Raw genomic sequence first — 22,700 nt, 5'->3', positions numbered from 1 at the left:
ACGGTCGACGATCATGGAGGACATCGGCCGCGCCCTCGCCGCCGCCCTCGGACGCGGGGAGGGCGTGCGCGGGCACACCAGCCCCAACCCGCCGGTCGGGGCTGCGATCCTCGACCGCACCGGCGAGCTCGTCGGCCAGGGCGCGACCCAGCCCGCTGGAGGCCCTCACGCCGAGGTCATGGCCCTGCGTGAGGCGGGGGAGCGGGCCGCGGGCGGCACGGCCGTGGTCACCCTCGAGCCGTGCCATCACCAGGGCCGGACCGGCCCCTGCTCGCAGGCGCTTCTCGACGCCGGGATCGACACCGTCTACTACTGTCAGCCGGACCCCAATCCGGTGGCCACCGGCGGTGCGGACTTCCTGAGGGAGAACGGCGTCAACGCCGAGTGCCTCAACCATGAGGTGGACGCGCTCATCCCGTGGCTGACGTCGGTCCACCGTAACCGGCCCTCGGTGACCCTCAAGTTCGCGCAGACCCTGGACGGTTTCACGGCCGCCCTCGACGGGTCGAGCCAGTGGATCACCGGTGAGACGGCCCGCCGGCACGTCCACCGGGACCGGACGAAGCGCGACGCCATCATCGTCGGCACCGGCACCGCCATCGCCGACAACCCCTCGCTCACCGCCCGCGACGGCGACCGGGAGCTGCCCAACCAGCCCCGGCGCGTGGTCATCGGCGGACGATCCCTCGCCGGCCACGCCCCCAACCTGCACCGACTCGGTTTTGAGCAGTACCGGGGAATTCCCGACGCCCTGTGGCAGTTGTGGGAGACAGGCGCCCGCGACGTCCTCGTCGAGGGCGGGGCCCAGCTGGCCTCCGGCTTCCTCGAGGCCGGACTGGTCGACCACATCCAGGCGTACATCGCGCCGACCCTGCTCGGACAGGGCCGCGGTGTCCTCGCCGGGGCCGTGGGCTTGACCATCACCGATGCCGTGCGTTTCGGCACCCCGCGCATCACCCGGCTGGGCGATGACGTGCTACTAGAGATGACCCGAAAGGACTGAACAGTTGTTCACAGGACTGGTGGAGGAGATCGGCCGCGTCGACAAGCTCGAGCCGCAGGGTGACGCCCTCCGACTGACGATCGGCGCGGGGAAGGTGCTCAGCGACGTCTCCTTCGGTGACTCCATCGCCGTCAACGGCGTGTGCCTCACCGTCGTCGAGCACACGGACGAGTGGTTCACCGCCGACGTCATGCAGGAGTCCCTCGACCGCACCGGCCTGGGGCAGCTGGAGGTCGGCTCCCGCGTCAACCTCGAGCGGGCCCTGGCTGCGGGCGCGCGCCTCGGCGGACACATCATGCAGGGCCACGTCGACGGCACCTCGCGCCTCCTCAGCCGCACCTCCTCCGAGCACTGGGACGTGCTGCGTTTCTCGCTTGACGCGGCCCTGGCGCGCTACGTCGTCGAAAAGGGTTCCATCGCCGTCAACGGCACCTCCCTGACCGTCTCCGCGGTGGGGGAGGACTACTTCGAGGTGTCCCTCATCCCGACGACCCTGGCCGAGACGACCCACGGCGAACTCGTCGAGGGTTCGGTGGTCAACATCGAGGTCGACGTGCTGGCCAAGTACGTCGAGAAGATGCTCGGCGGCAGGGCCGACGCTCAGCCTGCCACCCCGGAACGCTAATGTCTACTGGCGTGACTGACGATTCTGTGGACAACGACCGCCTGCGCCTCGACACCGTCGAGGACGCCATCGCCGACATCGCCGCCGGCAAGATGGTCGTCGTCGTGGACGATGAGGACCGCGAGAACGAGGGCGACCTCATCTTCGCCGCCGAACTGGCCACCCCGGAGCTCGTGGCCTTCATGGTGCGCTACAGCTCCGGCTACATCTGCGCCCCGCTGACCAACGCGGACTGCGACCGCCTCGACCTGCCGCCGATGGTGGCCCGGAACGAGGACGCCCGCCACACCGCCTACACCGTCACCGTCGACGCGAACACCGGCACCACCGGCATCTCCGCGACCTCCCGCTGCGAGACCATCCAGCGCCTGGCCAACCCGACGACCACCCGCCACGACTTCACCCGCCCCGGCCACGTCGTCCCGCTGCGGGCCGTCGAAGGGGGAGTGCTGGCCCGTGACGGTCACACCGAGGCCGCCGTCGACCTGGCCCGCATGGCCGGTCTGCGCCCCGCCGGTGTACTGTGCGAGATCGTCTCCGAGGACGATCCCACCGACATGGCCCGCGGCCCGGAGCTGCGGCGCTTCGCCGACACCCACGGCCTGACGATGATCTCCATCGAGCAGCTCATCGACCACCGCCGTCGCACGGAGTCCCAGGTGGAGCGACTCGTCGAGACGCGCATGCCCACCGAGTACGGCGACTTCGCCATGTACGGCTACCGTCACGTCATCGACGGCACCGAATTCGTGGCTCTCACCGTCGGCGACGTCACCGGCGAGGACGTGCTCGTGCGCGTCCACTCCGAGTGCCTCACCGGCGACGTCTTCGCCTCCCGCCGCTGCGACTGCGGCCCCCAACTGCACGAGTCGATGCGCATGGTGCAGGAGGCCGGCCGGGGCGTCATCATCTACCTGCGCGGCCACGAGGGGCGCGGCATCGGGCTCATGGCCAAGCTGGAGGCCTACCGCCTGCAGGACCTGGGCCTCGACACCGTCGACGCCAACCTCGAGCAGGGCCTGCCCGCCGACGCCCGCGAGTACTCTGCCGCCGGCCAGATCCTCCGGGACCTGGGCGTCGACACGCTCTCGCTGCTCACCAACAACCCCACCAAGTGCGCCGCGCTGGAGGGCTACGGCGTGGGCATCACCGGCCGCACGTCCATCCCGGTGGAGCCCAACGAGGACAACATCCGCTACCTGCGCACCAAGCGTGACCGGATGGGCCACGACCTGCCCGCCGTCGACACCTGGGAGCGCACCCACGAAGGAGACACGAAGTGAGTAAGGAAGGTCTGCCGGTCCTCGAGGACGCCCTCGACGCCTCCGGACTGAGCGTCGCGGTGGTCACCGCCCGCTGGAACACCGAGATCTGCGAGCAGATGCGCCGCAACGCGGTGGCGGCGGCGCGGGAGGCGGGCGTCGAGAAGCTCTCGGAGGCGCACGTCATGGGCGCGCTCGAGCTGCCCGTCGTCGTCCAGCAGTTCGCCCGCACCCACGACGCCGTCGTCGCCCTGGGTTGTGTCATCCGCGGCGGCACCCCGCACTTCGACTACGTCTGCGACTCCGTCACCGAGGGCCTGACCCGCATCGCCCTCGACGAATCCACCCCGATCGGCAACGGCGTGCTCACCACGAACGACGAGCAGCAGGCCATTGACCGCGCCGGTTTCGAGGGGTCCGTCGAGGACAAGGGCGCGGAGGCCATGGTCGCGGCCCTCGACGCCGCGCTCACCCTGCGTCGACTGCGCGGCTGAGGGGGATAGACTGTTGAGCGTGAGTGACAATAACGCCCCCGAGACCTCCCGGAAGCTCAGCGACGAGGAGCTGGCCTACTACGCCGCCCTCGATCCGCACGCGATGACCTCCACCAAGCCGTGGGAGCTGGAAGTGCGTTCCCCGTCGCTGAAGCGCCTGGCGTGGATCTGCATCGTCGTGGTCATGGCCGTGCACATCTTCATGGGCTACTTCCTCGACCTCGAGTTCACCGGCGCGTCGATCTCCTTCATCGACCAGCTGGCGTTCCCCCTGGTCGGCGTGGTCATCTCCGTCCTCGCGTACCTGGCGTTCACCCGCCCGCGCGTCCGTGCCAACGAGGACGGGGTGGAGATCCGCAACATCATCGGCACCCGTTTCTACCCGTGGTCCGTGGCGTACGGCCTGTTCTTCCCGCAGGGCGCACGCATGGCCCGCCTGGAGCTGCCCGAGTTCGAGTACGTGCCCATGTGGGCGATGCAGGCCTCCGACGGGCCCGCCGTGGTCCAGGCCGTCTCGACGTTCCGTGAGCTCGAGGCCAAGTACATGCCGCAGGACTAGCATGGCTGATCCCTCCACGTACCGCCCGGCCCCGGGGACCATCCCCACGGAGCCGGGCGTCTACCGTTTCCGCGACGAGAATCGGCGCGTCATCTACGTCGGCAAGGCCAACAGCCTCCGGGCGCGGCTGTCGAACTACTTCCAGGACGTCACGGGCCTCCACCCGCGCACCCGCCAGATGGTGTTCACGGCTGCCTCCGTCGAGTGGACGGTGGTCTCCTCCGAGGTCGAGGCGCTGCAGCTGGAGTACACGTGGATCAAGCGTTTCGACCCCCGCTTCAACGTCAAGTACCGCGACGACAAGACCTATCCGCTGCTGGCCGTCTCCACCGGGGAGACGATTCCGCGCGCCTTCTTCTACCGGGGCCCCCGACGCCGCGGCGTGCGCTACTTCGGCCCCTACTCCCATGCCTGGGCCGTGCGCGAGACCCTCGACCTGCTCACGCGCGTCTTCCCCGTGCGGACCTGCTCCAAGGGCGTGTACAACCGCCACGAGAAGCTGGGCCGGCCCTGCCTGCTCGGCTACATTGACAAGTGTTCTGCGCCGTGTGTCGGCCGCGTCACCCCGGAGGAGCACCGGGAGATCGTCGACGGGTTCGTCTCCTTCATGGCGGGCCACACCGACAAGGTCGTCCGGCAGCTCACCCGCGAGATGGAACAGGCGGCCGAGGACCTCGAGTTCGAGCGCGCCGCCCGCCTGCGCGACGACCTCGGGGCGATCAACAAGGTGATGGAGCAGCAGGCCGTCGTCCTCGGTGACGCCACCGACGCCGACCTCATCGCCGTCGCCTCCGATGAACTCGAGGCCGCCGTCCAGATCTTCCACGTCCGCGGCGGACGCATCCGCGGCCAGCGTGGCTGGGTCGTCGAACGCACCGAGGAACCCCTCGCGGCCCTCATGCAGGACTTCCTCATCCAGTTCTACTCCGACGCCGTCGAACGCGCGCTTCTTGACGCCGCCGACGAGGCCGCCCGGGTCAAGCGGCGGGGCGTCGACCAGTACTCCACGCAGCCCCCGAAACCGGGGGCGGTGGTGCCGCGTGAGATCCTCGTCCAGCACCTGCCCGACGAGCGCTCCGAGGTGGAGACCCTGCTCACCGAGCTGCGTGGGTCCGCCGTCGACCTGCGCGTCCCGCAGCGCGGCGACAAGCGGGCGCTCATGGAGACCGTCGAGCGCAACGCCCAGGAGGCGCTGCGCCAGCACAAGCTCAAGCGTGTCGGCGACCTCACCGCCCGCTCGGCGGCGCTGCAGGACATCCAGGAGGTCCTCGGACTAGAGGAGGCACCGCTGCGCATCGAGTGCACCGACATCTCCCACATCCAGGGCACCGACGTCGTCGCCTCGCTCGTCGTCTTCGAGGACGGCCTGCCGCGCAAGTCCGACTACCGCCGCTACCGGGTGAAGGAGGCCGCCGGCGACGGCCGTTCCGACGACGTCGCCTCCATCGCGGAGATCACCCGCCGCCGCTTCCTGCGCCACAACCAGGACAAACTCGCCGTCCCCGACGAGGAGACCGAGGCCCAGACCTTCGAGGACGAGAAGGTGGAGGAGTTCTCCACCGACGCCCGCCGCTTCGCATACCCGCCGAACCTGTTCATCGTCGACGGCGGTCTCCCGCAGGTCAACGCCGCCCAGAAGGTCTTCGACGAGCTCGGTATCGTCGACGTCACCCTCATCGGCCTGGCCAAGCGCCTCGAGGAGATCTGGGTGCCCGGCGAGTCCGATCCGCTCATCCTCCCGCGTTCCTCCCAGGGCCTGTTCCTGCTGCAGCAGATCCGCGACGAGGCCCACCGCTTCGCCATCACCTACCACCGCCAGCAGCGGTCGAAGCGGATGCGGGTCTCCGAACTCGACGGCGTGCCCGGGCTCGGAGCCACCCGCCGCACCGAACTGGTCAGGCACTTCGGCTCGGTGAAGAAGCTCAAGGCCGCGACCCTCGAGGAGATCGCCGAGGTCAAGGGCTTCGGGCCGAAACTGGCGGCGGCGGTGTTCGACCACCTCCACCCCGGCACCCGCGATAGTATGGCCCCATGACCCCGCCTCCCTCCGCGCCGTCCCGCTTCTCGACGCCCCCCGTCCTCATCACCGGCATGTCCGGCGGAGGCCTCAGTTCCGCGGCGAAGGTGCTGGAGGACAAGGGTTTCTTCGTGGCCCAGAACCTGCCGCCCACCCTCATCGCCCCCTTCCTCGAGCAGTCGCTGGCGCAGGATCCGCCGGTGGAGAAGGTCGCCTTCCTCACCGACGTACGCACCCGCGCCTTCGGCGGTTCCCTGGCCGACGTCGTCAAGGATCTGGGGGAGCGCGACATGTCCCCGACGGTGCTGTTCATGGACGCCCGCGACGACGTGCTCATCCGCCGCTTCGACAGCGTCCGCCGCACCCACCCGTTGCAGGACGACGACACCCTCCAGGTGGGCATCGACCGCGAGCGGGAGATCACCAACCCCATCAGGGAGATGGCGGACATCATCATCGACACCTCGAGCCTGTCGGTGCATGACCTCCGCCGTGCCATCGAGGCCTCCTTCGGCACCATGGCCCACAACCGCCAGCACGTCACCATCGAGTCCTTCGGCTTCAAGAACGGCGCGCCGCGCGACGCCGACCTCATGGTCGACGTCCGCTTCCTGCCCAACCCCTTCTGGGTGCCCGAACTCCGCGGCTTCCGCGGCACGGACGAGCCGGTGAGCGACTACGTGCTCAGCCAGGAGGGGGCGGGGGAGTTCCTCGACCGCTTCGTGTCCATGTTCGAGTCGATGCTGGCCGGCTACCGCCACGAGGGCAAGAACTTCATCACCGTCGCCGTCGGCTGCACCGGCGGGCACCACCGTTCCGTCGCCGTCTCCGAGGAGCTCGGCCGCCGCCTGTCCGAGCTCGGTGACCTCGACGTCAACGTCATGCACCGCGACATCGCCACCACCTGATCCCTCCCTGGAGTACCACCCATGCACATCACCTCCCTGGGAGGCGGCCACGGCCTCTATCAGACCCTCGTCGCTGCCCGCCTGAGCGAACCCTCCTCGATCACGGCCGTGGTCACCGTCGCCGATGACGGCGGCTCCTCCGGCCGACTGCGTCGGGAGATGGAGATCATCCCGCCCGGAGACCTGCGGATGGCGCTGGCCGCCCTGGCCCGCGACGACGCGGACGGGCAGCTGTGGGCCCAGACCCTCCAGCACCGCTTCGGCGGCACGGGTGCCCTCGCCGGGCATGCCGTGGGCAACCTGCTCATCGCCGGCCTGGCCACCGTGCTCGGCAGCGACCAGGCCGCCCTGGACAAGGTCGCGGAGCTCACCCGCTCCCACGGCCGCGTCGTCCCCGTGTGCAACCAGCCGCTGGACATCGAGGCGGAGGTCGCCGGACTGGACGACGACCCGCGCGTCATCCGCCCGGTCCGGGGACAGGTCGCCGTCGCGACCACCCCCGGCACCGTCCGTCGCGTGCGCCTCATCCCGGACCAGCCGGAGCCCAGCCCGGTGGCGGTGGAGGCCATCCGCAACGCCACCCTGGTCACGCTCGGCCCCGGCTCGTGGTTCTCCTCGGTCATTCCGCACCTGCTGGTGCCCGGCATCGTCGAGGCCCTCAACGACACAGCGGCGCTCAAGGTCGTGGTGCTCAACCTCTCGGCCGAGCTGGGGGAGACCCACGGCTTCTCCTCCGAGCGGCACATCCACATGCTCAGCCAGCACGCCCCGTCCCTGCGCATCGACCGGGTGCTCGTCGACTCCGACACCATCCGCACCACTGCCGAACGCGACTTCGTGGCCCGCGCCGCCGCCGGTCTCGGCGCGGAGGTGGTGTACGCCGACCTGCGCACCATCGGTGACGACGGACGGGCCACGAACATCCACGATCCGTCGAAGCTGTCGGCGGCCCTGACGTCTCAGTTCCGCGACGCAGTCTAGACTGGATCGGACCTTCGAAGTCGGGCACGAGAGAAAGGCAGTCGAGGCTGTGGCGTTGACAGCAAGAGTCAAGGACGAACTCACGCGGGTGGCGGTGACCCGCCAGTCGGCGCGCGCCGCGGAGACCGCGGCGCTGCTGCGCTTCGCCGGCCAGATGCAGATCATCGCCGGCCGCCTCGTCCTCGAGGCCGAACTGGACTCCGCGGACGTCGCCCGCCGCCTCGCCGACTCGCTTGTCGAGCTCTACGGCGTCGAGGTGCACGAACACACGATCAGCGCGGGCGGGGCGTCGAAAAGCGCCCGGCACCTGCTGCGGGTCACCGAGGGGACCGAGGACCTGGCGCGCCGCCTGGGCCTGGTCACCCGCTCCGGGCATCCGGTGGTTGGGCTGCCGCCGCAGGTGATCTCCGGCACCGTCGCCGACAACGAGGCCGCCTGGCGCGGCGCCTTCCTCGCGCAGGGCACCCTCACCGAGCCGGGGCGTTCCTCCGCGCTCGAGGTGACGTGCCCCTGCCAGGAGGCGGCGCTGGCCCTCGTCGGTGCGGCCCGCCGCCTGGGCATCACGGCCAAGACCCGGGAGACACGTGGCGCGGACCGCGTCATCATCCGCGACGGGGACGCCATCGGCGCGCTCCTCACCCGCATGGGCGCGCAGCAGATCCGCCTCGAGTGGGAGGACAAGCGCCTGCGCCGCGAGGTCCGCTCCACCGCCAACCGGCTGGCCAACTTCGACGACGCGAACCTGCGCCGTTCCGCCCGGGCCGCCGTCGCCGCCGCCGCCCGCGTCGAGCGCGCCATGCAGATCCTCGGCGACGACGTGCCGGAGCACCTCGCCGAGGCCGGGCAGCTGCGCGTGCAGCACCGGCAGGCCTCCCTCGAGGAGCTGGGCCGCCTCGCCGACCCGCAGATGACGAAGGACGCCGTCGCCGGTCGCATCCGCCGTCTGCTGTCCATGGCCGACAAGCGGGCCGAGGAGCTGGGTATCCCGGACACCAACGAGGCCGTCACCGACGACATCCTCGACGGGGCCTGAGGCGCGGGGGCTGTTCCATTCGGGGGTGGACCGGATATTTTCTTCCCCCGGTGCCCGCCACGGAGCGGGGGTTCGCGGGGCGCACCGGGGCCGCGTCGGGCCCGATGACAACGAGTTTCGGCAAGAAAGTCCGGACAGGTGGGGTGGCCGGGGGAGCAGGGGCACCCGGAAAGTCCGAGCATGTCTGTTTCCCCCCTGCGAGCGGGAGAAAGTGCCGCTAAACTGTCTCTGTGATGGGCCGTGATCCGCAGTCATCATGACGGACAGTGCGGTCACATCCAGACGTGTACTCAATCCCGAGGAGATTATTGTGACCATCCGCGTAGGCATCAACGGCTTCGGCCGCATCGGCCGTAACTTCTACCGCGCCGTCCTGGAGCGCAGCGAGGCCGTCGAGATCGTCGCGGTCAACGACCTCACCGACAACAAGACCCTGTCGACCCTGCTGAAGTACGACTCCATCCTGGGCAAGCTCCCGGGCGAGGTCTCCTTCGACGATGACTCCATCACCTACGACGGCAAGAAGATCGCCGTCTCCGCCGAGCGCGACCCGAAGAACCTCGACTGGGCCGCCCACAACGTGGACATCGTCATCGAGTCCACCGGCTTCTTCACCGACGCCGAGGCCGCCAAGGCCCACATCGACGCCGGCGCCAAGAAGGTCATCATCTCTGCTCCGGCGAAGAACGAGGACGCCACCTTCGTCTACGGTGTCAACCACGACGAGTACGACCCGGAGAACCACACCGTCATCTCCGCCGCGTCCTGCACCACCAACTGCCTGGCTCCGATGGCCAAGGTCCTGGACGAGAAGCTCGGCATCGAGCGCGGCCTGATGACCACCATCCACGCCTACACCGGTGACCAGCGTCTGCACGACGCCCCGCACAAGGACCTGCGCCGCGCCCGCGCCGCCGCCGTCAACATCGTCCCGACCTCCACCGGTGCCGCCAAGGCCGTCTCCCTGGTCCTGCCGCAGCTGAAGGGCAAGCTGGACGGTTACGCACTGCGCGTCCCGACCATCACCGGCTCCGCCACCGACCTGACCTTCACCGCCGGCCGCGAGACCACCGTCGAGGAGGTCAACGCCTTCATCAAGGAGGCCGCGGAGGGTGAGTTCGGTGAGACCCTCGCCTACACCGAGGATCCGATCGTCTCCACCGACATCATCACCGACTCCCACGGCTCCATCTTCGACGCCGGTCTTACCAAGGTCATCGGCGACCAGGTCAAGGTCGTCGCCTGGTACGACAACGAGTGGGGCTACACCTGCCAGCTGCTCCGCATCACCGAGATGGTCGCTGAGAAGCTCTAGATCCCGAACCCTCGCACCCTGTCGGCCCCACGGCTGAGACCGGCAGGAGTGTGACCCTGCGGCCCGGGGTGTGCCTCGGCACACGTCGGGCCGCTTCTGTTGTTCAGCCGCCCTTTTCTCCCCCTCACAGACACCAGTCAAGGAGTAAGCCATGACCGTGAAGACCCTGCAGGACCTGCTCGACGAGGGCCTCGACGGCCGCCACATCCTCGTCCGCTCCGACTTCAACGTCCCGCTCAACGACGCCGGTGAGATCACCGACGCGGGCCGCATCACCGCCTCCCTCCCGACCCTCAAGGCACTCGTCGAGGGTGGAGCCAAGGTCATCGTCATGGCTCACCTGGGCCGCCCGAAGGGCGAGGTCAACGCCAAGTACTCCCTCGCCCCGGTCGCCGAGGCCCTCTCCGAGGCCCTGGGCCAGTACGTCGCCCTCGCCGGCGACGTCACCGGCGAGGACGCCCACGAGCGCGCCAATGGCCTCACCGAGGGCGATGTCCTCCTCCTCGAGAACGTGCGTTTCGACGCCCGCGAGACCTCCAAGGATGAGGCCGAGCGCGGCGCCTTCGCCGATGAGCTCGCCGCCCTCGCCGCCGACAACGGTGCCTTCGTCTCCGACGGCTTCGGTGTCGTCCACCGCGCCCAGGCCTCCGTCTACGACGTGGCGAAGCGCCTCCCGGCCTACGCCGGCAACCTGGTGGAGAAGGAGATCTCCGTCCTGGAGAAGACCGCCACCAACCCGGAGTCCCCGTACGTCGTCGTCCTCGGTGGCTCCAAGGTCTCCGACAAGCTGGGCGTCATCGAGGCCCTGGCCGGCAAGGCCGACAAGATCATCATCGGCGGTGGCATGTGCTACACCTTCCTCAACGCCCAGGGCTACAACACCCAGAAGTCCCTGCTGCAGGAGGAGATGATCGACACCTGCAAGGATCTCCTCGAGCGTTTCGGTGACAAGATCGTCCTCCCGGTCGACCTCGTCGCCGCCGCGGAGTTCTCCGCCGACTCCGAGCACAAGGTCGTCGCCCTCGACGAGATCCCGGAGGGCTGGCTGTCCCCGGACATCGGCCCGGAGTCCGTCCAGAAGTTCGCCGACGTCCTCGCCACCTCCAAGACCGTGTTCTGGAACGGCCCGATGGGTGTCTTCGAGATGGAGCCCTTCTCCAAGGGCACCGAGGGCGTCGCCCAGGCCATCATCGACGCCACCGCGAACAACGGCTCCTTCTCCGTCGTCGGCGGCGGCGACTCCGCAGCCTCCGTCCGCGTGCTCGGCCTCAACGAGGACGGCTTCTCCCACATCTCCACCGGTGGCGGTGCCTCCCTCGAGTTCCTCGAGGGCAAGGAACTGCCGGGCGTCTCCGTCCTCGACCGCTAAACCCCCACCCCTGAAAGGAGTGCCACCCACATGGCACGCACCCCGCTCATCGCCGGTAACTGGAAGATGAACCTGGACCACCACCAGGCCATCGCCACCGTCCAGAAGCTCGACTTCGCGCTGCCGAAGGACTACTACGAGAAGGTCGACGTCGCCGTCACCGTCCCGTTCACCGACATCCGTTCGGTGCAGACCCTCGTCGACGGGGACAAGCTGCAGGTCACCTACGGTGCCCAGGACGTCTCCCAGCACGAGTCCGGTGCCTACACCGGTGAGGTCTCCGCGCAGATGCTCGCCAAGCTCGGCTGCACCTGGGTCGTCGTCGGTCACTCCGAGCGTCGCGAGTACCACAACGAGTCCGACGAGCTCGTCGCCGCGAAGGCCGCCGCCGCCCTCAAGCACGGCATGAGCCCCATCGTGTGCGTCGGCGAGCCGCTGGAGATCCGCGAGGCCGGCACCCATGTCGACTACGTCGTCGAGCAGACCCGCGCCTCCCTGGCCGGCCTGTCCGCCGAGGACCTGGGCAACACCGTCATCGCCTACGAGCCGGTGTGGGCCATCGGCACCGGCAAGGTCGCCTCCGCGGCCGACGCTCAGGAGGTCTGCGCCGCCATCCGTGGCCTCGTCCGCGAGCTGGCCGGTGACGACGTCGCCGACGGCATGCGCATCCTCTACGGTGGCTCCGTCAAGACCGACTCCGTCGCCGAGATCGTCGGCCAGCCCGACGTCGACGGCGGCCTCGTCGGTGGCGCCTCGCTCGACGGTGAGGAGTTCGCCAAGCTGGCGGCCGCCGCCGCGTCCGTCGTCTAGCTTCTCCCCGCCCCACAACCCCCGTCGCGCCAGCGGCGGGGGTTGCGTCGATAAGCGGTGTGCATGGTCGTCCCCGATACGTCATGATGGGAAGGCATCCGTTCGACGAAGGGAACTCAATGACCGTCCGCGATCATCTGCAGGAAGACATCCGCTACCTTGGCCGCATCCTCGGCCAGGTGATCGCGGAGCAGGAGGGCGAGGACGTGTTCAACCTCGTCGAACACGCCCGCCAGCAGGCCTTCGAGGTGGCCAAGGGCAACGCCAGCCTCGAGGTGCTCGTCGACCTGTTCCGGAACATCGACCCGGAGCGCGCGACGCCGGTGGTGCGCGCGTTCAGCCACTTCGCCCTCATGGCGAACCTCGCGGAGGACATCCACGACGACTTCAACCGCGAGCGCATCCTCGACGAGGGCGGGGCCCCGGATTCCACTCTCGAGGCGACGTGGGAGAAGTTCGACGAGGCGGACGTCAGCGCGGGCGACATCGAGACCTCGCTGTCGGCGGCGCTCGTCGCCCCGGTGCTCACCGCCCACCCGACGGAGACCCGCCGCCGCACCGTCTTCGACGCGCAGAAGCACATCACCGACCTCATGCTGGCGCGTCACGCCATCCTGGACGCCGAGGAAACCGCCCGCACCGAGGCGCGTCTCGCCGACGTGGAGCGCAACATCCGCCGCCGGATGACCATCCTGTGGCAGACCGCGCTCATCCGGCAGGCCCGCCCGCGCATCGAGGACGAGATCGAGGTCGGCCTGCGCTACTACACTCTGTCGCTGCTCAAGGAGATCCCGGCACTCAACCGCCACGTCCACGACTCCCTCACCGACCGTTTCGGTGCCGACCTGCAGGGCAGCAACGGCCAGGCGATCGTCCGCCCCGGCTCCTGGATCGGCGGCGACCACGACGGCAACCCCTTCGTCACGGCCGCGACCCTGGACTATGCGTCGCGCCGCGCCGCCCAGACCGTCCTCAAGTACTACGCACAGCAGCTCCACGCTCTCGAGCACGAGCTCAGCCTCTCCGACCGCATGACCTCGGTCACCGTCGAACTCGTCGCCCTGGCCGGCAAGGGGCGCAACGACGTCCCCTCGCGTGTCGACGAGCCGTACCGCCGCGCCGTCCACGGTGTCCGCGGCCGCATCCTCGCCACCACCGCCCACCTCATCGGGGAGGACGCCGTCGAGGGCACCTGGCACCGCGAGCACGAGCCGTACATCGACCCGTCCGAGTTCGACGCCGACCTCAAGGTCATCGACACCTCCCTGCGCGCCTCCCAGGACGAGATCATCGCCGACGACCGCCTGAGCACCATCCGCGCGGCCATCGCCTCCTTCGGCTTCCACCTGTACTCCATCGACCTGCGCCAGAACTCGGAGAGCTTCGAGAACGTCCTCACCGAGGTCTTCGCCACCGCACACGTCCACCCCAACTACGACACCCTCCGCGAGGAGGAGAAGGTCGAGCTCCTCGTCCGCGAGCTGCAGACCCCGCGACCCCTCGTCCCGCGCGGCTACCGTGGTTTCTCCGAGGCGACGCAGCGGGAGCTGGACCTCATCACCCAGGCGGCGGTGAGCGTCGAGCGTTTCGGCGAGCAGATGATCCCGCACCAGATCATCTCCATGGCCCAGTCCGTCAGCGACATCCTTGAGCCCATGGTTCTGCTCAAGGAGGTCGGCCTCATCCGCGCCAACGGCGAGGGCCCGACCGGCAGCGTCGACATCATCCCGCTCTTCGAGACGATCGACGACCTCCAGGCCGGCGCCGGCATCCTGCGCAAGCTGTGGGACCTGCCGATCTACCGTGCCTACCTGCGCCAGCGCGGCGACATCCAGGAGGTCATGCTCGGCTACTCCGACTCCAACAAGGACGGCGGGTACTTCGCCGCCAACTGGGCGCTCTACGATGCGGAGACCGACCTGGTGGAGGTCGGCCGCGAGTACGGCGTGCGCCTGCGCCTGTTCCACGGCCGCGGCGGCACCGTCGGCCGTGGTGGCGGCCCCTCCTACGACGCCATCCTCGCGCAGCCGCAGGGCGCCGTCGACGGATCCGTGCGCATCACCGAGCAGGGTGAGATCATCTCCGCCAAGTACGGCTCCGAGCGCGCCGCCCGCCGCAACCTCGAGGCGCTCGTCTCCGCGACGCTGGAGGCCAGCCTCCTCACCGTCGACGACCTGGAGGACCGCGCCCGCGCCACCCGGATCATGAGCGAACTGTCCGCCATCTCCCGCCGCAAGTACTCCGAGCTCGTCCATGAGGACCCCGGCTTCATCCCGTACTTCACCCAGTCCACCCCGCTGCACGAGATCGGCTCCCTCAACATTGGCTCCCGGCCGACCTCCCGCAAGCAGACCAAGGGCGTCGAGGATCTCCGCGCCATCCCGTGGGTGCTCGCCTGGTCCCAGTCGCGCGTCCTGCTGCCCGGCTGGTTCGGTGTGGGCACCGCCCTGGACGAGTGGATCGGTGACGGGGAGGACCGCGAGGAGAGAATCGCCGAACTGCGCCACCTCTACGAGACCTGGCCGTTCTTCGCTTCCATCATGTCGAACATGGCGCAGGTCATGTCGAAAGCGGGCATGGACCTCGCCGAGCTCTACGCCCGTCTCATCGACGACCGCGAGGTCGCCGACCGCGTCCACGGCGTCATCACCGCCGAGTTCGAGCTCACCCGCGGGATGTTCAGCACCGTCACCGGCAGCGAGGAACTCCTCGCCGACAACCCGGCCTTGGCCCGCTCCGTGCGACGTCGCTTCCCCTACCTGCTGCCGCTCAACATCATCCAGCTGGAGATGCTGCGTCGCCACCGCGCCGGCGACGCCCGCCAGGCCGTCTCCCGGGGCATCCAGCTGACCATGAACGGACTCGCCACCGCGCTGCGCAACTCCGGCTAGACCTGGTGTAGACTGCACGGCATGACTCTTGCACTCCAGATCGTCCTCGTGCTCACCGCCGTGCTCATGACGGTGTTCGTTCTGCTGCACAAGGGCAAGGGTGGCGGCCTGTCGAGCCTGTTCGGTGGCGGCGTGCAGTCGAACCTCTCCGGTTCGACCGTGGTGGAGAAGAACCTCGACCGCTACACCATCCTCATGGCCGTCATCTGGATCGCCTGCATCGTGGCGCTCAACCTCATCCAGGCGTTCGCCGGCTAGGTTCCCGCTTGTCGACGCCCCCTTCGGGGGGCGTTGTCGCGTTTAATCGTTTCCTGCCCACCCTCATCGGCCGCCCGCCCAGTGAGCTTATCGACGACCCCGCGCAGGACACCATCGACCTTTTCCTCGATTGGATGCGTGAGGCCATCGACGCGGGCGTGCCCGAGCCGCATGCCATGACCCTGTCCACGGTGGGGAGGACGGGATGCCCGATGCGCGGGTGCTCATCCTCAAGGGAGTCGATGCCCGCGGTTTTGCCTTCGCCGCTACCGCATCGAGTAGGAAGGGCCGCCAGCTGGCGGCGCACCCTGAGGCCGCGCTGACTTTCTGGTGGCAACCACTGTTGCGCTCGGTGCGGCTCAATGGCCGGGTGGTCGAGGCCTCGGCTGAGGAGACCGCCGCCGACCTGGCCGCCCGCAGCGCTGATGCCCGTGTCAATGTGGCAAAAGGGGAGTGGCGTCTGTGGCGGTTGGTCCCCGCCAGGATCGTGTTCTGGCAGGGCTCAACCGACCGGCGGCACCAACGGGTGATCAGAGAGCTGTAGCTGCGTCGTCTGTGAGGTAGAGGAGGGTGTCGGCGGTGCCTTCGGCTCCGGCTGCCGGCCACTCCTCGAAATTGGCGCGGTCGACGATGGCCTTGGCGGCCTGCGCCTTGTCCTTGCCCGAGACCAGCAGCCACACCTGTTCTGCGCGACGCACGGCCGGCAGGGTGAGGGTGACGCGCTCGGCGGGCGGCTTCGGGGAGTCCGTCACGGCGATGACGAGGCGTTGAGTCTCGCGCACGGCGTCGGTGTGGGGGAAGAGGGTGTTGATATGCCCCTCATGCCCCATGCCCAGGAGGTGAATGTCGAAGCCTTTCGGCGCGAGCTCTTCGATCAGCTGCTCGTAGGCGCGGGCCGCCTCCTCCATCTCACCGCCGTCGAGACCGATGCCGTGGATGTTGGCCTCCGGGATGTCGACGTGGTTGAGCAGGGCGTCGCGCGCCTGTCCCTCGTTGGAGTCCTCGTGGTCGACGGGCACGTTGCGGTCGTCGCCGAAGAAGACGTGGACGCGGGACCAGTCGATGCGGGAGTCGGCGTCCTCGAGCTCACGGATCCGCTCGAGCAGGCCGATGCCCGCCCCGCCGCCGGTGAGGACGAGGCGGGCGACGCCGTCACCGTGGCGGCCGCCGCCGGTGGTCTGGAGGGAGGAGACGACGTCGATGAGCGAGGTCGCCGCCTGGTCGAGGAGGGTGGACAGGGTGTCAGGACGTCGGAGAGTGACCATTGATTCCTTTCACGCGGGTGAGGCCGCGCAGAGCGTGGGCGTAGGCGAGATCGGGGTCGAGATGGCGGAGTTCCTCGGAGAGGCAGTCGGCGTCGGGACGCTCATTCATGGCGACGAGGGACTCGGGGCGACCCGGCACGCTGACGCGCACCGTGCGGTGGTCGAGCACCTCGACGGTGACCGGGCCGGAGGCGCGGTCGAAACGCAGGGAGCGGATGGGGAAGAGGCGCTGATCGTCGCCCGGGTCGCACACCTCGCGGGAAACGGGCACCCCGAGACGGTCGGCGAGCCACCCGGCGGCGACGTCGATCTGCGGCTCGTTGGCGGGGCCGGTGAGCACGACCGCCTCGACGTCCTCCTGCGGGTGCCGGTCGAGGGAGGAGGCGACGATGCCGCGCCAGGCGGTGATCTTCGACCACACCATGTCGGAGTCGCCGGGGGAGTAGGTGGAACGCAGGCGCGCCAGCACCGCGCTGCCCGCCGGGTGATCGGCGTTGGTGATGCGGCGCTGCGCCAGGCGGCCCACGGGGTGTGCCGAGGGGTCCGCCGGGGCGGTCGTCGGCCACCAGGCCACCACCGGGGTGTCCGGCAGCAGCAGGGGGGTGACCACCGCCGCGAGATGGTTGACCATCTCGCCGGTGATGCGCATGATGACCATCTCCGACGCGCCGGCGTGGCCGCCGACGCGCACCTCGGCGTCGAGACGCGAGGCGGCGTCCTCCTCGCCGGTGAGCAGCACCAGCACACGGGCGGGGTGCTCGTGGGAGGCGTCGCGGGTGACGGAGATGATGTGGTCGACGTTGTCGTCGAGGGCCGCCACCACGACGAGCGTGAGCACGCGTCCCGTGGTGAGGGAGTTGTTCTCGCGGGCCTCGAGGAGGCTGGCGGCGATGTTCCGGGTGTCGGTGTCCGGCAGTTCGATCTTCATGTCAGAGGCCTTTCCTCGTTAGGGGCGACGCCAGGAGCGGCCGGTGCGTTCCAGCATGCGGTCGGCGTTGGCCGGACCCCACGTGCCGGACTCGTACTCCTCGGGCTGGCCCTTCTCGGCCCAGAAGTCGAGGATCGGGTCGAGGATGGCCCAGGACAGCTCCACCTCCTCGTTGGTGGGGAAAAGGGAGGACTCGTCGAGAAGCGCATCGAGGATGAGCCGCTCGTAGGCCTCCGGCGACGCCTCCGTAAAGGCCTCCGAGTAGGAGAAGTCCATGTTGACGTCGCGGACCTCCATCGCCGAGCCCGGCACCTTGGAGCCGAAGCGCATGAGCACACCCTCGTCCGGCTGGACGCGGATGACGATGGCGTTCTGCCCCAGCGAGGACGTCTGCCCCTCGAGGAAGGGCTGGTGCGGCGCCTCCTTGAACACAAGCGCGATCTCGGTGACGCGGCGGCCCAGGCGCTTGCCGGTGCGCAGGTAGAAGGGCACGCCCGCCCACCGGCGGGAATTGATCTCCAGGGTGCACGCGGCGTAGGTCTCGGTGGTGGAGGCGGGGTCGAAACCCTCCTCCTCCCGCAGACCCTTGACCTTGTGGGAGCCCTGCCAGCCGGCGGCGTACTGGCCGCGGGCGGTGGTCTTGTTGAGCGGGTACACCGGGTTGGTCGCGCGCAGGACCTTGACCTTCTCGGCCTGCAGCTCCGCCGGGTCGAAGGCGATGGGCTCCTCCATGGCCACCAGGGCCAGCAGCTGGAGGAGGTGGTTCTGCATGACGTCGCGGGCGGCGCCGATGCCGTCGTAGTAGCCGGCCCGGCCGCCCAGGCCGATATCCTCGGCCATGGTGATCTGCACGTGGTCGACGTAGTGGGCGTTCCACAGCGGATCAAAGAGCTGGTTGGCGAAGCGCAGGGCCAGGATGTTCTGCACCGTCTCCTTGCCCAGGTAGTGATCGATGCGGAACACCGACTCCTCCGGGAAGACGGCGTTGACCACCTGGTTGAGCTCCCGCGCGGTCGCCTGATCGTGCCCGAAGGGCTTCTCGATGATCACGCGTCGCCAGGATTCCTCCCCGGCCTCCGCCAGGCCGGAACGCTCCAGCTGGTGGCAGACGGCGGTGAAGAAGTCCGGCGGGACCGACAGGTAGAAGGCCCAGTTGCCCGCGGTGCCGCGGGTGTCGTCCATCTCCGCGAGGGTGGCGGCGAGACGGTCGAAACCGTCGTCGTCGAAGTTGCCCTCCACGAAGTGCATGCCCTCCGCCAGGCGTTCCCACACGTGCTCGCGGAAACGGGTCCGTGCCCCCGCCTCGACGGCCTGGCGGACATAGTCCTCGAACTCGGGCTTCGTCCAGGAACGACGGCCGAAACCGATGAGGGTGAAACCGGCTGGCAGCAGGCCGCGGTTGGCCAGGTCGTAGATGGCCGGCAGCAGCTTCTTGCGTGCCAGGTCACCGGTGACGCCGAAGATCACCATGCCCGAGGGGCCCGCGATGCGGGGCAGTCGCTTGTCCTCGGTGTTGCGGAGCGGGTTGACCCAGGCGTCGGGGCCGGTCACGGGCAGGGGCATGCGCGGTTGTCCTTCTTCAGTCGGGGGCGGGGGCTAGTGGAGCTGGGCGTCCATGGACTCGAGGAGCTCGCTCCACGCGGACACGAACTTCTCGACGCCCTCGCGCTCCAGCACCGCAAACACGTCCTCCATGTCGATGCCGACGGTGACGAGCTTCTCGAAGACCTCCTGGGCGGCGTCTTCGGTGCCGGTGAGGGTGTCACCGTGCAGGCCACCCTGCTCGAGGACGGCGTCGATGGTCGGCTCCGGCATGGTGTTGACGGTGTCCGGGCCGGCCAGCTCGGTGACGTAGAGCGTCGGGGCGTAGTCCGGGTTCTTCACGCCGGTCGACGCCCACAGCGGGCGCTGCACGTTGGCACCCTCCGGCAGGTCTTTCGCACCGATGTCCTGGAACACGGCGTAGGCGCGCTGGGCGTTGGCCACACCCGCCTTGCCGCGCAGGGCCAGGGCCTCCTCGGTGCCGATCTCCTCGAGACGGCGATCGATCTCGACGTCGAGACGCGAGACGAAGAAGGAGGCCACGGAGTGGATCGTCGACACGTCGAGACCCTTCTCCGCGGCGCGCTGGATGCCCTCCCGGTAGGCGGCGATGACCTCGCGGTACCGCGCCACCGAGAAGATGAGGGTGACGTTGACGGAGATGCCCTCCGACAGGGCGTCGGTGATCGCCGGGATCGACTCCGGCGTGGCCGGGATCTTGATCATGACGTTCGGGCGGTCGACCTTCCTCCACAGATCACGGGCCTGGGAGAGGGTGGCCTCCCGGTCCGCGGAGATGCGGGGGTCGACCTCGATGGACACGCGGCCGTCGCGGCCGTCGGTGGACTCGTAGATCGGCAGGAAGATATCGCAGGCGTCGCGGACGTCGTCGATGGTCATGGCGTAGACGGCCTCGTCGACGGCAGCGCCGGCAGCCTTGAGCTCCGCGATCTGCGCGTCGTAGGCGGTGCCCTTGCTCATGGCGGCGGCGAAGATCGCCGGGTTGGTGGTCACGCCGACAATGGACTTGTTCTCGATGACCTCGGCCAGGTTGCCGGAGGTGATGCGGTCACGGGACAGATCGTCGAGCCAGGTGGAGGTACCCAGCGAGGCGAGCTCGTCGATGTGGGTCATGTGCGGATCCTTTACTTGCTGGCGTTGATGGTGTCGTGAGCGGCGGCGACGACGGCGTCGGCGGTGATGCCGAACTCCTCGAAGAGCTTCTGGTACGGGGCGGAGGCACCGAAGTGCTCGAGGGAGACGTTGCGGCCGGCGGTGCCGGTGAAGCGGTGCCACGGCATGGCGATGCCGGCCTCGACGGAGACGCGGGCGGTGACGGCGGCCGGGAGGACGGACTCGATGTAGTCGGCGTCCTGCTCCAGGAACCACTCCATGCAGGGCACGGAGACGACGCGGGCGGCCACGCCCTCACCCTCGAGGGTGGCGGCGGCCTCGACGGCGAGCTGCACCTCGGAGCCGGTGCCCATGAGGATGACGTCCGGGGTCTCCTTCGAGCCCTCGACGAGGACGTAGGCGCCGCGGCGGACACCCTCGGCGGCCTTCTCCTTGGTGCCCTCGAGGACCGGGACGTTCTGGCGGGTCAGCGCCAGGCCCTTCGGGGACTCCTTGTACTCGAGCGCCGCGGCCCAGGCCTGGGCGGTCTCGTTGGCGTCGGCCGGGCGGATGATGGACAGGCCCGGGATGCCGCGCAGGGCGGCCAGGGTCTCCACCGGCTGGTGGGTCGGGCCGTCCTCGCCGAGGCCGATGGAGTCGTGGGTCCACACGTAGTAGACGTCGGACTCCATGAGGGAGCCGAGGCGCACGGCGGGGCGCATGTAGTCGGAGAAAATGAGGAAGGTGCCGCCGTAGGGGCGGGTCGGACCGTGCAGGGCGATGCCGTTGAGGATGGAGCCCATGGCGTGCTCACGGATACCGAAGTGCAGGTTGCGGCCGTAGGGCTCCGCGGACCAGGTGTCGGTGGAGATCTCCTGCGGGCCGAAGGACGGGTTGTTCTTGATGACGGTGTTGTTGGAACCCGCGAGGTCGGCGGAACCGCCCCACAGCTCCGGCATCATCTCGCCGAGGACCTGCAGCGCGGCCTCGGAGGCCTTACGGGTGGCCAGGCCGGACTCGTCGGCCTCCCACACCGGCATGGCCTCGGCCAGGCCCTCGGGCAGTTCGCGGGCGACGAGGCGGTCGAAGAGTCGCTTGTTGGCCGGGTTGGCCTCGGCCCAGGCGTCGAACTTCTCCTGCCAGGCGGCGTGCTTCTCGGCGCCACGGTCCTTGAGCTGGCGGGTGTGGGCGAGGACGTCGTCGTCGATGTGGAAGTTGACCTCCGGATCGAAGCCGAGCACCTCCTTGGTGGCGCGGACCTCGTCCTGGCCCAGGGCGGCACCGTGGGAGGCGCCGGTGTTCTGGGCGTTGGGGGCCGGGTAGGCGATGACGGTGCGCAGGCGGATGAAGGTCGGGCGCTCGGTGTCGGCCTTGGCGGCGACGACGGCGGCCTCGATGGCAGCGACGTCCTCGCCACCCTCGATCTCGATGGTCTGCCAGCCGTAGGCCTCGTAGCGGGCGACGACGTCCTCGGTGAAGGCGATCTGGGTGTCGTCCTCGATGGAGATGCGGTTGTCGTCCCAGAAGACGATGAGGTTGCCCAGCTGCTGGGTGCCGGCCAGGGAGGAGGCCTCGGCGGTGACGCCCTCCTGCAGGTCGCCGTCGGAGGCGATGACGTAGATGAAGTGGTCGAAGGGGGACTCTCCGGCCGGGGTCTCCGGGTCGAAGAGTCCGCGCTCACGGCGGGCGGCCATGGCCATGCCGACGGCGGAGGCGAGGCCCTGGCCCAGCGGGCCGGTGGTGATCTCCACACCGCGGGTGTGGTGGACCTCCGGGTGGCCCGGGGTGAGGGAGTCCCAGGAACGTAGCGCCTTGAGGTCGTCCATCTCGAGGCCGAAGCCGCCGAGGTAGAGCTGGATGTACTGGGTGAGGGAGGAGTGGCCACAGGACAGGACGAAGCGGTCGCGGCCCACCCAGTCGGTGTCGTTGGGATCGTGGTCGATCACGCGCTGGTAGAGGGTGTAGGCCAGCGGGGCGAGGGACATGGCGGTGCCCGGGTGGCCGGATCCGCAGTTCTCGACGGCGTCGGCGGCCAGGACGCGGACGGTGTCCACGGCACGGGTGTCGGTGTCGGTCCAGTCGGCGGGGTAACGGCGTTCCGTCAGGGCCTGCAGTTCGGGCGTCAGCGTCACAGTGGGATCCTCACTTCAAGGGGTTGTCAGGGCATCTGGGGTGGAACGGGGGTCCACGTCACCTCACCACCTTAGTGACTTCTCCGGCGGCGATGGTTGTGGGTGCACGTTGTGGCGCGTTGGATTATCCGACTTAAGGTTGATGGGGCTAGGATGAACGGGCTGGATTCGGTGCGCCGGGAACTTTTCGTGCGT

The 22,700-nt window shown here is 69.1% G+C and carries 20 protein-coding genes; 15 read left to right on the top strand and 5 right to left on the bottom strand.

Annotated features, from left to right (window positions below; genetic code table 11):
• Positions 1 to 13: 13 nt before the first annotated feature.
• The 15 genes from ribD (at position 14) to B9Y70_RS13065 (ending at position 16,069) form a co-directional block, all read left to right on the top strand.
• Positions 14 to 1,003: a bifunctional diaminohydroxyphosphoribosylaminopyrimidine deaminase/5-amino-6-(5-phosphoribosylamino)uracil reductase RibD gene (ribD, locus tag B9Y70_RS09440; protein ID WP_085550009.1), complete on the top strand. Its 990-nt coding sequence runs from the start codon at positions 14 to 16 to the stop codon at positions 1,001 to 1,003.
• A 4-nt stretch (positions 1,004 to 1,007) separates the two neighbouring features.
• Positions 1,008 to 1,628: a riboflavin synthase gene (locus B9Y70_RS09435; RefSeq protein ID WP_085550008.1), complete on the top strand. Its 621-nt coding sequence runs from the start codon at positions 1,008 to 1,010 to the stop codon at positions 1,626 to 1,628.
• Between the two features lie 26 nt (positions 1,629 to 1,654).
• The gene (locus B9Y70_RS09430) at positions 1,655 to 2,911 is read left to right on the top strand and encodes a bifunctional 3,4-dihydroxy-2-butanone-4-phosphate synthase/GTP cyclohydrolase II (RefSeq protein WP_275886740.1); all 1,257 of its coding nucleotides are present in this window, start codon (positions 1,655 to 1,657) and stop codon (positions 2,909 to 2,911) included.
• Positions 2,908 to 3,384 carry a 6,7-dimethyl-8-ribityllumazine synthase gene (gene ribH, locus B9Y70_RS09425; RefSeq protein ID WP_085550006.1) on the top strand — a complete coding sequence of 159 codons (477 nt, stop codon included), beginning with the start codon at positions 2,908 to 2,910 and terminating at the stop codon, positions 3,382 to 3,384. Before B9Y70_RS09430 ends, ribH begins: the two co-directional genes overlap by 4 nt.
• Positions 3,385 to 3,403: 19 nt before the next feature.
• Positions 3,404 to 3,943, top strand: coding sequence for a PH domain-containing protein (locus tag B9Y70_RS09420; RefSeq protein ID WP_420838447.1), 540 nt, complete (start codon positions 3,404 to 3,406; stop codon positions 3,941 to 3,943).
• A 1-nt stretch (position 3,944) separates the two neighbouring features.
• On the top strand, positions 3,945 to 5,978 hold the full coding sequence (uvrC, locus tag B9Y70_RS09415; RefSeq protein WP_085550005.1) for an excinuclease ABC subunit UvrC: 2,034 nt from the start codon (positions 3,945 to 3,947) through the stop codon (positions 5,976 to 5,978).
• On the top strand, positions 5,975 to 6,868 hold the full coding sequence (gene rapZ / locus B9Y70_RS09410; RefSeq protein ID WP_085550004.1) for an RNase adapter RapZ: 894 nt from the start codon (positions 5,975 to 5,977) through the stop codon (positions 6,866 to 6,868). The genes uvrC and rapZ overlap by 4 nt, the downstream gene beginning before the upstream one ends.
• Positions 6,869 to 6,889: 21 nt before the next feature.
• Positions 6,890 to 7,849, top strand: coding sequence for a gluconeogenesis factor YvcK family protein (locus B9Y70_RS09405; RefSeq protein ID WP_085550003.1), 960 nt, complete (start codon positions 6,890 to 6,892; stop codon positions 7,847 to 7,849).
• A gap of 55 nt (positions 7,850 to 7,904) precedes the next feature.
• Entirely contained in the window at positions 7,905 to 8,882 is a 978-nt protein-coding gene (gene whiA, locus B9Y70_RS09400; protein ID WP_420838446.1) for a DNA-binding protein WhiA, read from the top strand.
• Positions 8,883 to 9,192: 310 nt separating this feature from the next.
• On the top strand, positions 9,193 to 10,197 hold the full coding sequence (gene gap, locus B9Y70_RS09395; protein ID WP_085550001.1) for a type I glyceraldehyde-3-phosphate dehydrogenase: 1,005 nt from the start codon (positions 9,193 to 9,195) through the stop codon (positions 10,195 to 10,197).
• 151 nt (positions 10,198 to 10,348) lie between these two features.
• On the top strand, positions 10,349 to 11,566 hold the full coding sequence (gene pgk / locus B9Y70_RS09390; RefSeq protein WP_085550000.1) for a phosphoglycerate kinase: 1,218 nt from the start codon (positions 10,349 to 10,351) through the stop codon (positions 11,564 to 11,566).
• A gap of 30 nt (positions 11,567 to 11,596) precedes the next feature.
• Entirely contained in the window at positions 11,597 to 12,376 is a 780-nt protein-coding gene (gene tpiA, locus B9Y70_RS09385) for a triose-phosphate isomerase (protein ID WP_085549999.1), read from the top strand.
• Between the two features lie 119 nt (positions 12,377 to 12,495).
• Entirely contained in the window at positions 12,496 to 15,267 is a 2,772-nt protein-coding gene (gene ppc, locus B9Y70_RS09380; protein WP_085549998.1) for a phosphoenolpyruvate carboxylase, read from the top strand.
• A gap of 21 nt (positions 15,268 to 15,288) precedes the next feature.
• On the top strand, positions 15,289 to 15,525 hold the full coding sequence (secG, locus tag B9Y70_RS09375; RefSeq protein WP_085549997.1) for a preprotein translocase subunit SecG: 237 nt from the start codon (positions 15,289 to 15,291) through the stop codon (positions 15,523 to 15,525).
• A gap of 220 nt (positions 15,526 to 15,745) precedes the next feature.
• Positions 15,746 to 16,069, top strand: coding sequence for a pyridoxamine 5'-phosphate oxidase family protein (locus B9Y70_RS13065; RefSeq protein ID WP_240309209.1), 324 nt, complete (start codon positions 15,746 to 15,748; stop codon positions 16,067 to 16,069).
• Here the strand turns inward: B9Y70_RS13065 and pgl are convergent.
• The 5 genes from pgl to tkt are packed head-to-tail and all read right to left on the bottom strand — an operon-like array spanning position 16,056 to position 22,505.
• Positions 16,056 to 16,790: a 6-phosphogluconolactonase gene (gene pgl / locus B9Y70_RS09365; RefSeq protein ID WP_085549996.1), complete on the bottom strand. Its 735-nt coding sequence runs from the start codon at positions 16,788 to 16,790 to the stop codon at positions 16,056 to 16,058. The genes B9Y70_RS13065 and pgl overlap by 14 nt on opposite strands.
• Positions 16,768 to 17,718, bottom strand: coding sequence for a glucose-6-phosphate dehydrogenase assembly protein OpcA (locus tag B9Y70_RS09360; RefSeq protein WP_085549995.1), 951 nt, complete (start codon positions 17,716 to 17,718; stop codon positions 16,768 to 16,770). Before B9Y70_RS09360 ends, pgl begins: the two co-directional genes overlap by 23 nt.
• Before the next feature lie 18 nt (positions 17,719 to 17,736).
• On the bottom strand, positions 17,737 to 19,281 hold the full coding sequence (gene zwf, locus B9Y70_RS09355; protein WP_085549994.1) for a glucose-6-phosphate dehydrogenase: 1,545 nt from the start codon (positions 19,279 to 19,281) through the stop codon (positions 17,737 to 17,739).
• A gap of 33 nt (positions 19,282 to 19,314) precedes the next feature.
• Complete coding sequence (gene tal, locus B9Y70_RS09350; protein ID WP_085549993.1) at positions 19,315 to 20,394, bottom strand: transaldolase; 1,080 nt, start codon at positions 20,392 to 20,394, stop codon at positions 19,315 to 19,317.
• A gap of 11 nt (positions 20,395 to 20,405) precedes the next feature.
• Positions 20,406 to 22,505: a transketolase gene (gene tkt, locus B9Y70_RS09345; protein ID WP_085549992.1), complete on the bottom strand. Its 2,100-nt coding sequence runs from the start codon at positions 22,503 to 22,505 to the stop codon at positions 20,406 to 20,408.
• Between the last annotated feature and the right edge of the window lie 195 nt (positions 22,506 to 22,700).

This window comes from Corynebacterium pollutisoli, from assembly GCF_900177745.1.
Lineage (GTDB): Bacteria > Actinomycetota > Actinomycetes > Mycobacteriales > Mycobacteriaceae > Corynebacterium > Corynebacterium pollutisoli.
This window is presented reverse-complemented; position numbering and strand designations above follow the sequence as displayed.

Excerpts from the sequence above, each read along its gene's own strand:
- zwf (WP_085549994.1), bottom strand. The coding sequence starts at position 19,281 with ATGCCCCTGCCCGTGACCGGCCCCGACGCCTGGGTCAACCCGCTCCGC.
- tal (WP_085549993.1), bottom strand. The coding sequence starts at position 20,394 with ATGACCCACATCGACGAGCTCGCCTCGCTGGGTACCTCCACCTGGCTC.
- ppc (WP_085549998.1), top strand. The coding sequence starts at position 12,496 with ATGACCGTCCGCGATCATCTGCAGGAAGACATCCGCTACCTTGGCCGC.
- pgl (WP_085549996.1), bottom strand. The coding sequence starts at position 16,790 with ATGGTCACTCTCCGACGTCCTGACACCCTGTCCACCCTCCTCGACCAG.
- pgk (WP_085550000.1), top strand. The coding sequence starts at position 10,349 with ATGACCGTGAAGACCCTGCAGGACCTGCTCGACGAGGGCCTCGACGGC.
- uvrC (WP_085550005.1), top strand. The coding sequence starts at position 3,945 with ATGGCTGATCCCTCCACGTACCGCCCGGCCCCGGGGACCATCCCCACG.
- secG (WP_085549997.1), top strand. The coding sequence starts at position 15,289 with ATGACTCTTGCACTCCAGATCGTCCTCGTGCTCACCGCCGTGCTCATG.
- B9Y70_RS09360 (WP_085549995.1), bottom strand. The coding sequence starts at position 17,718 with ATGAAGATCGAACTGCCGGACACCGACACCCGGAACATCGCCGCCAGC.
- rapZ (WP_085550004.1), top strand. The coding sequence starts at position 5,975 with ATGACCCCGCCTCCCTCCGCGCCGTCCCGCTTCTCGACGCCCCCCGTC.
- tpiA (WP_085549999.1), top strand. The coding sequence starts at position 11,597 with ATGGCACGCACCCCGCTCATCGCCGGTAACTGGAAGATGAACCTGGAC.
- ribD (WP_085550009.1), top strand. The coding sequence starts at position 14 with ATGGAGGACATCGGCCGCGCCCTCGCCGCCGCCCTCGGACGCGGGGAG.
- B9Y70_RS09405 (WP_085550003.1), top strand. The coding sequence starts at position 6,890 with ATGCACATCACCTCCCTGGGAGGCGGCCACGGCCTCTATCAGACCCTC.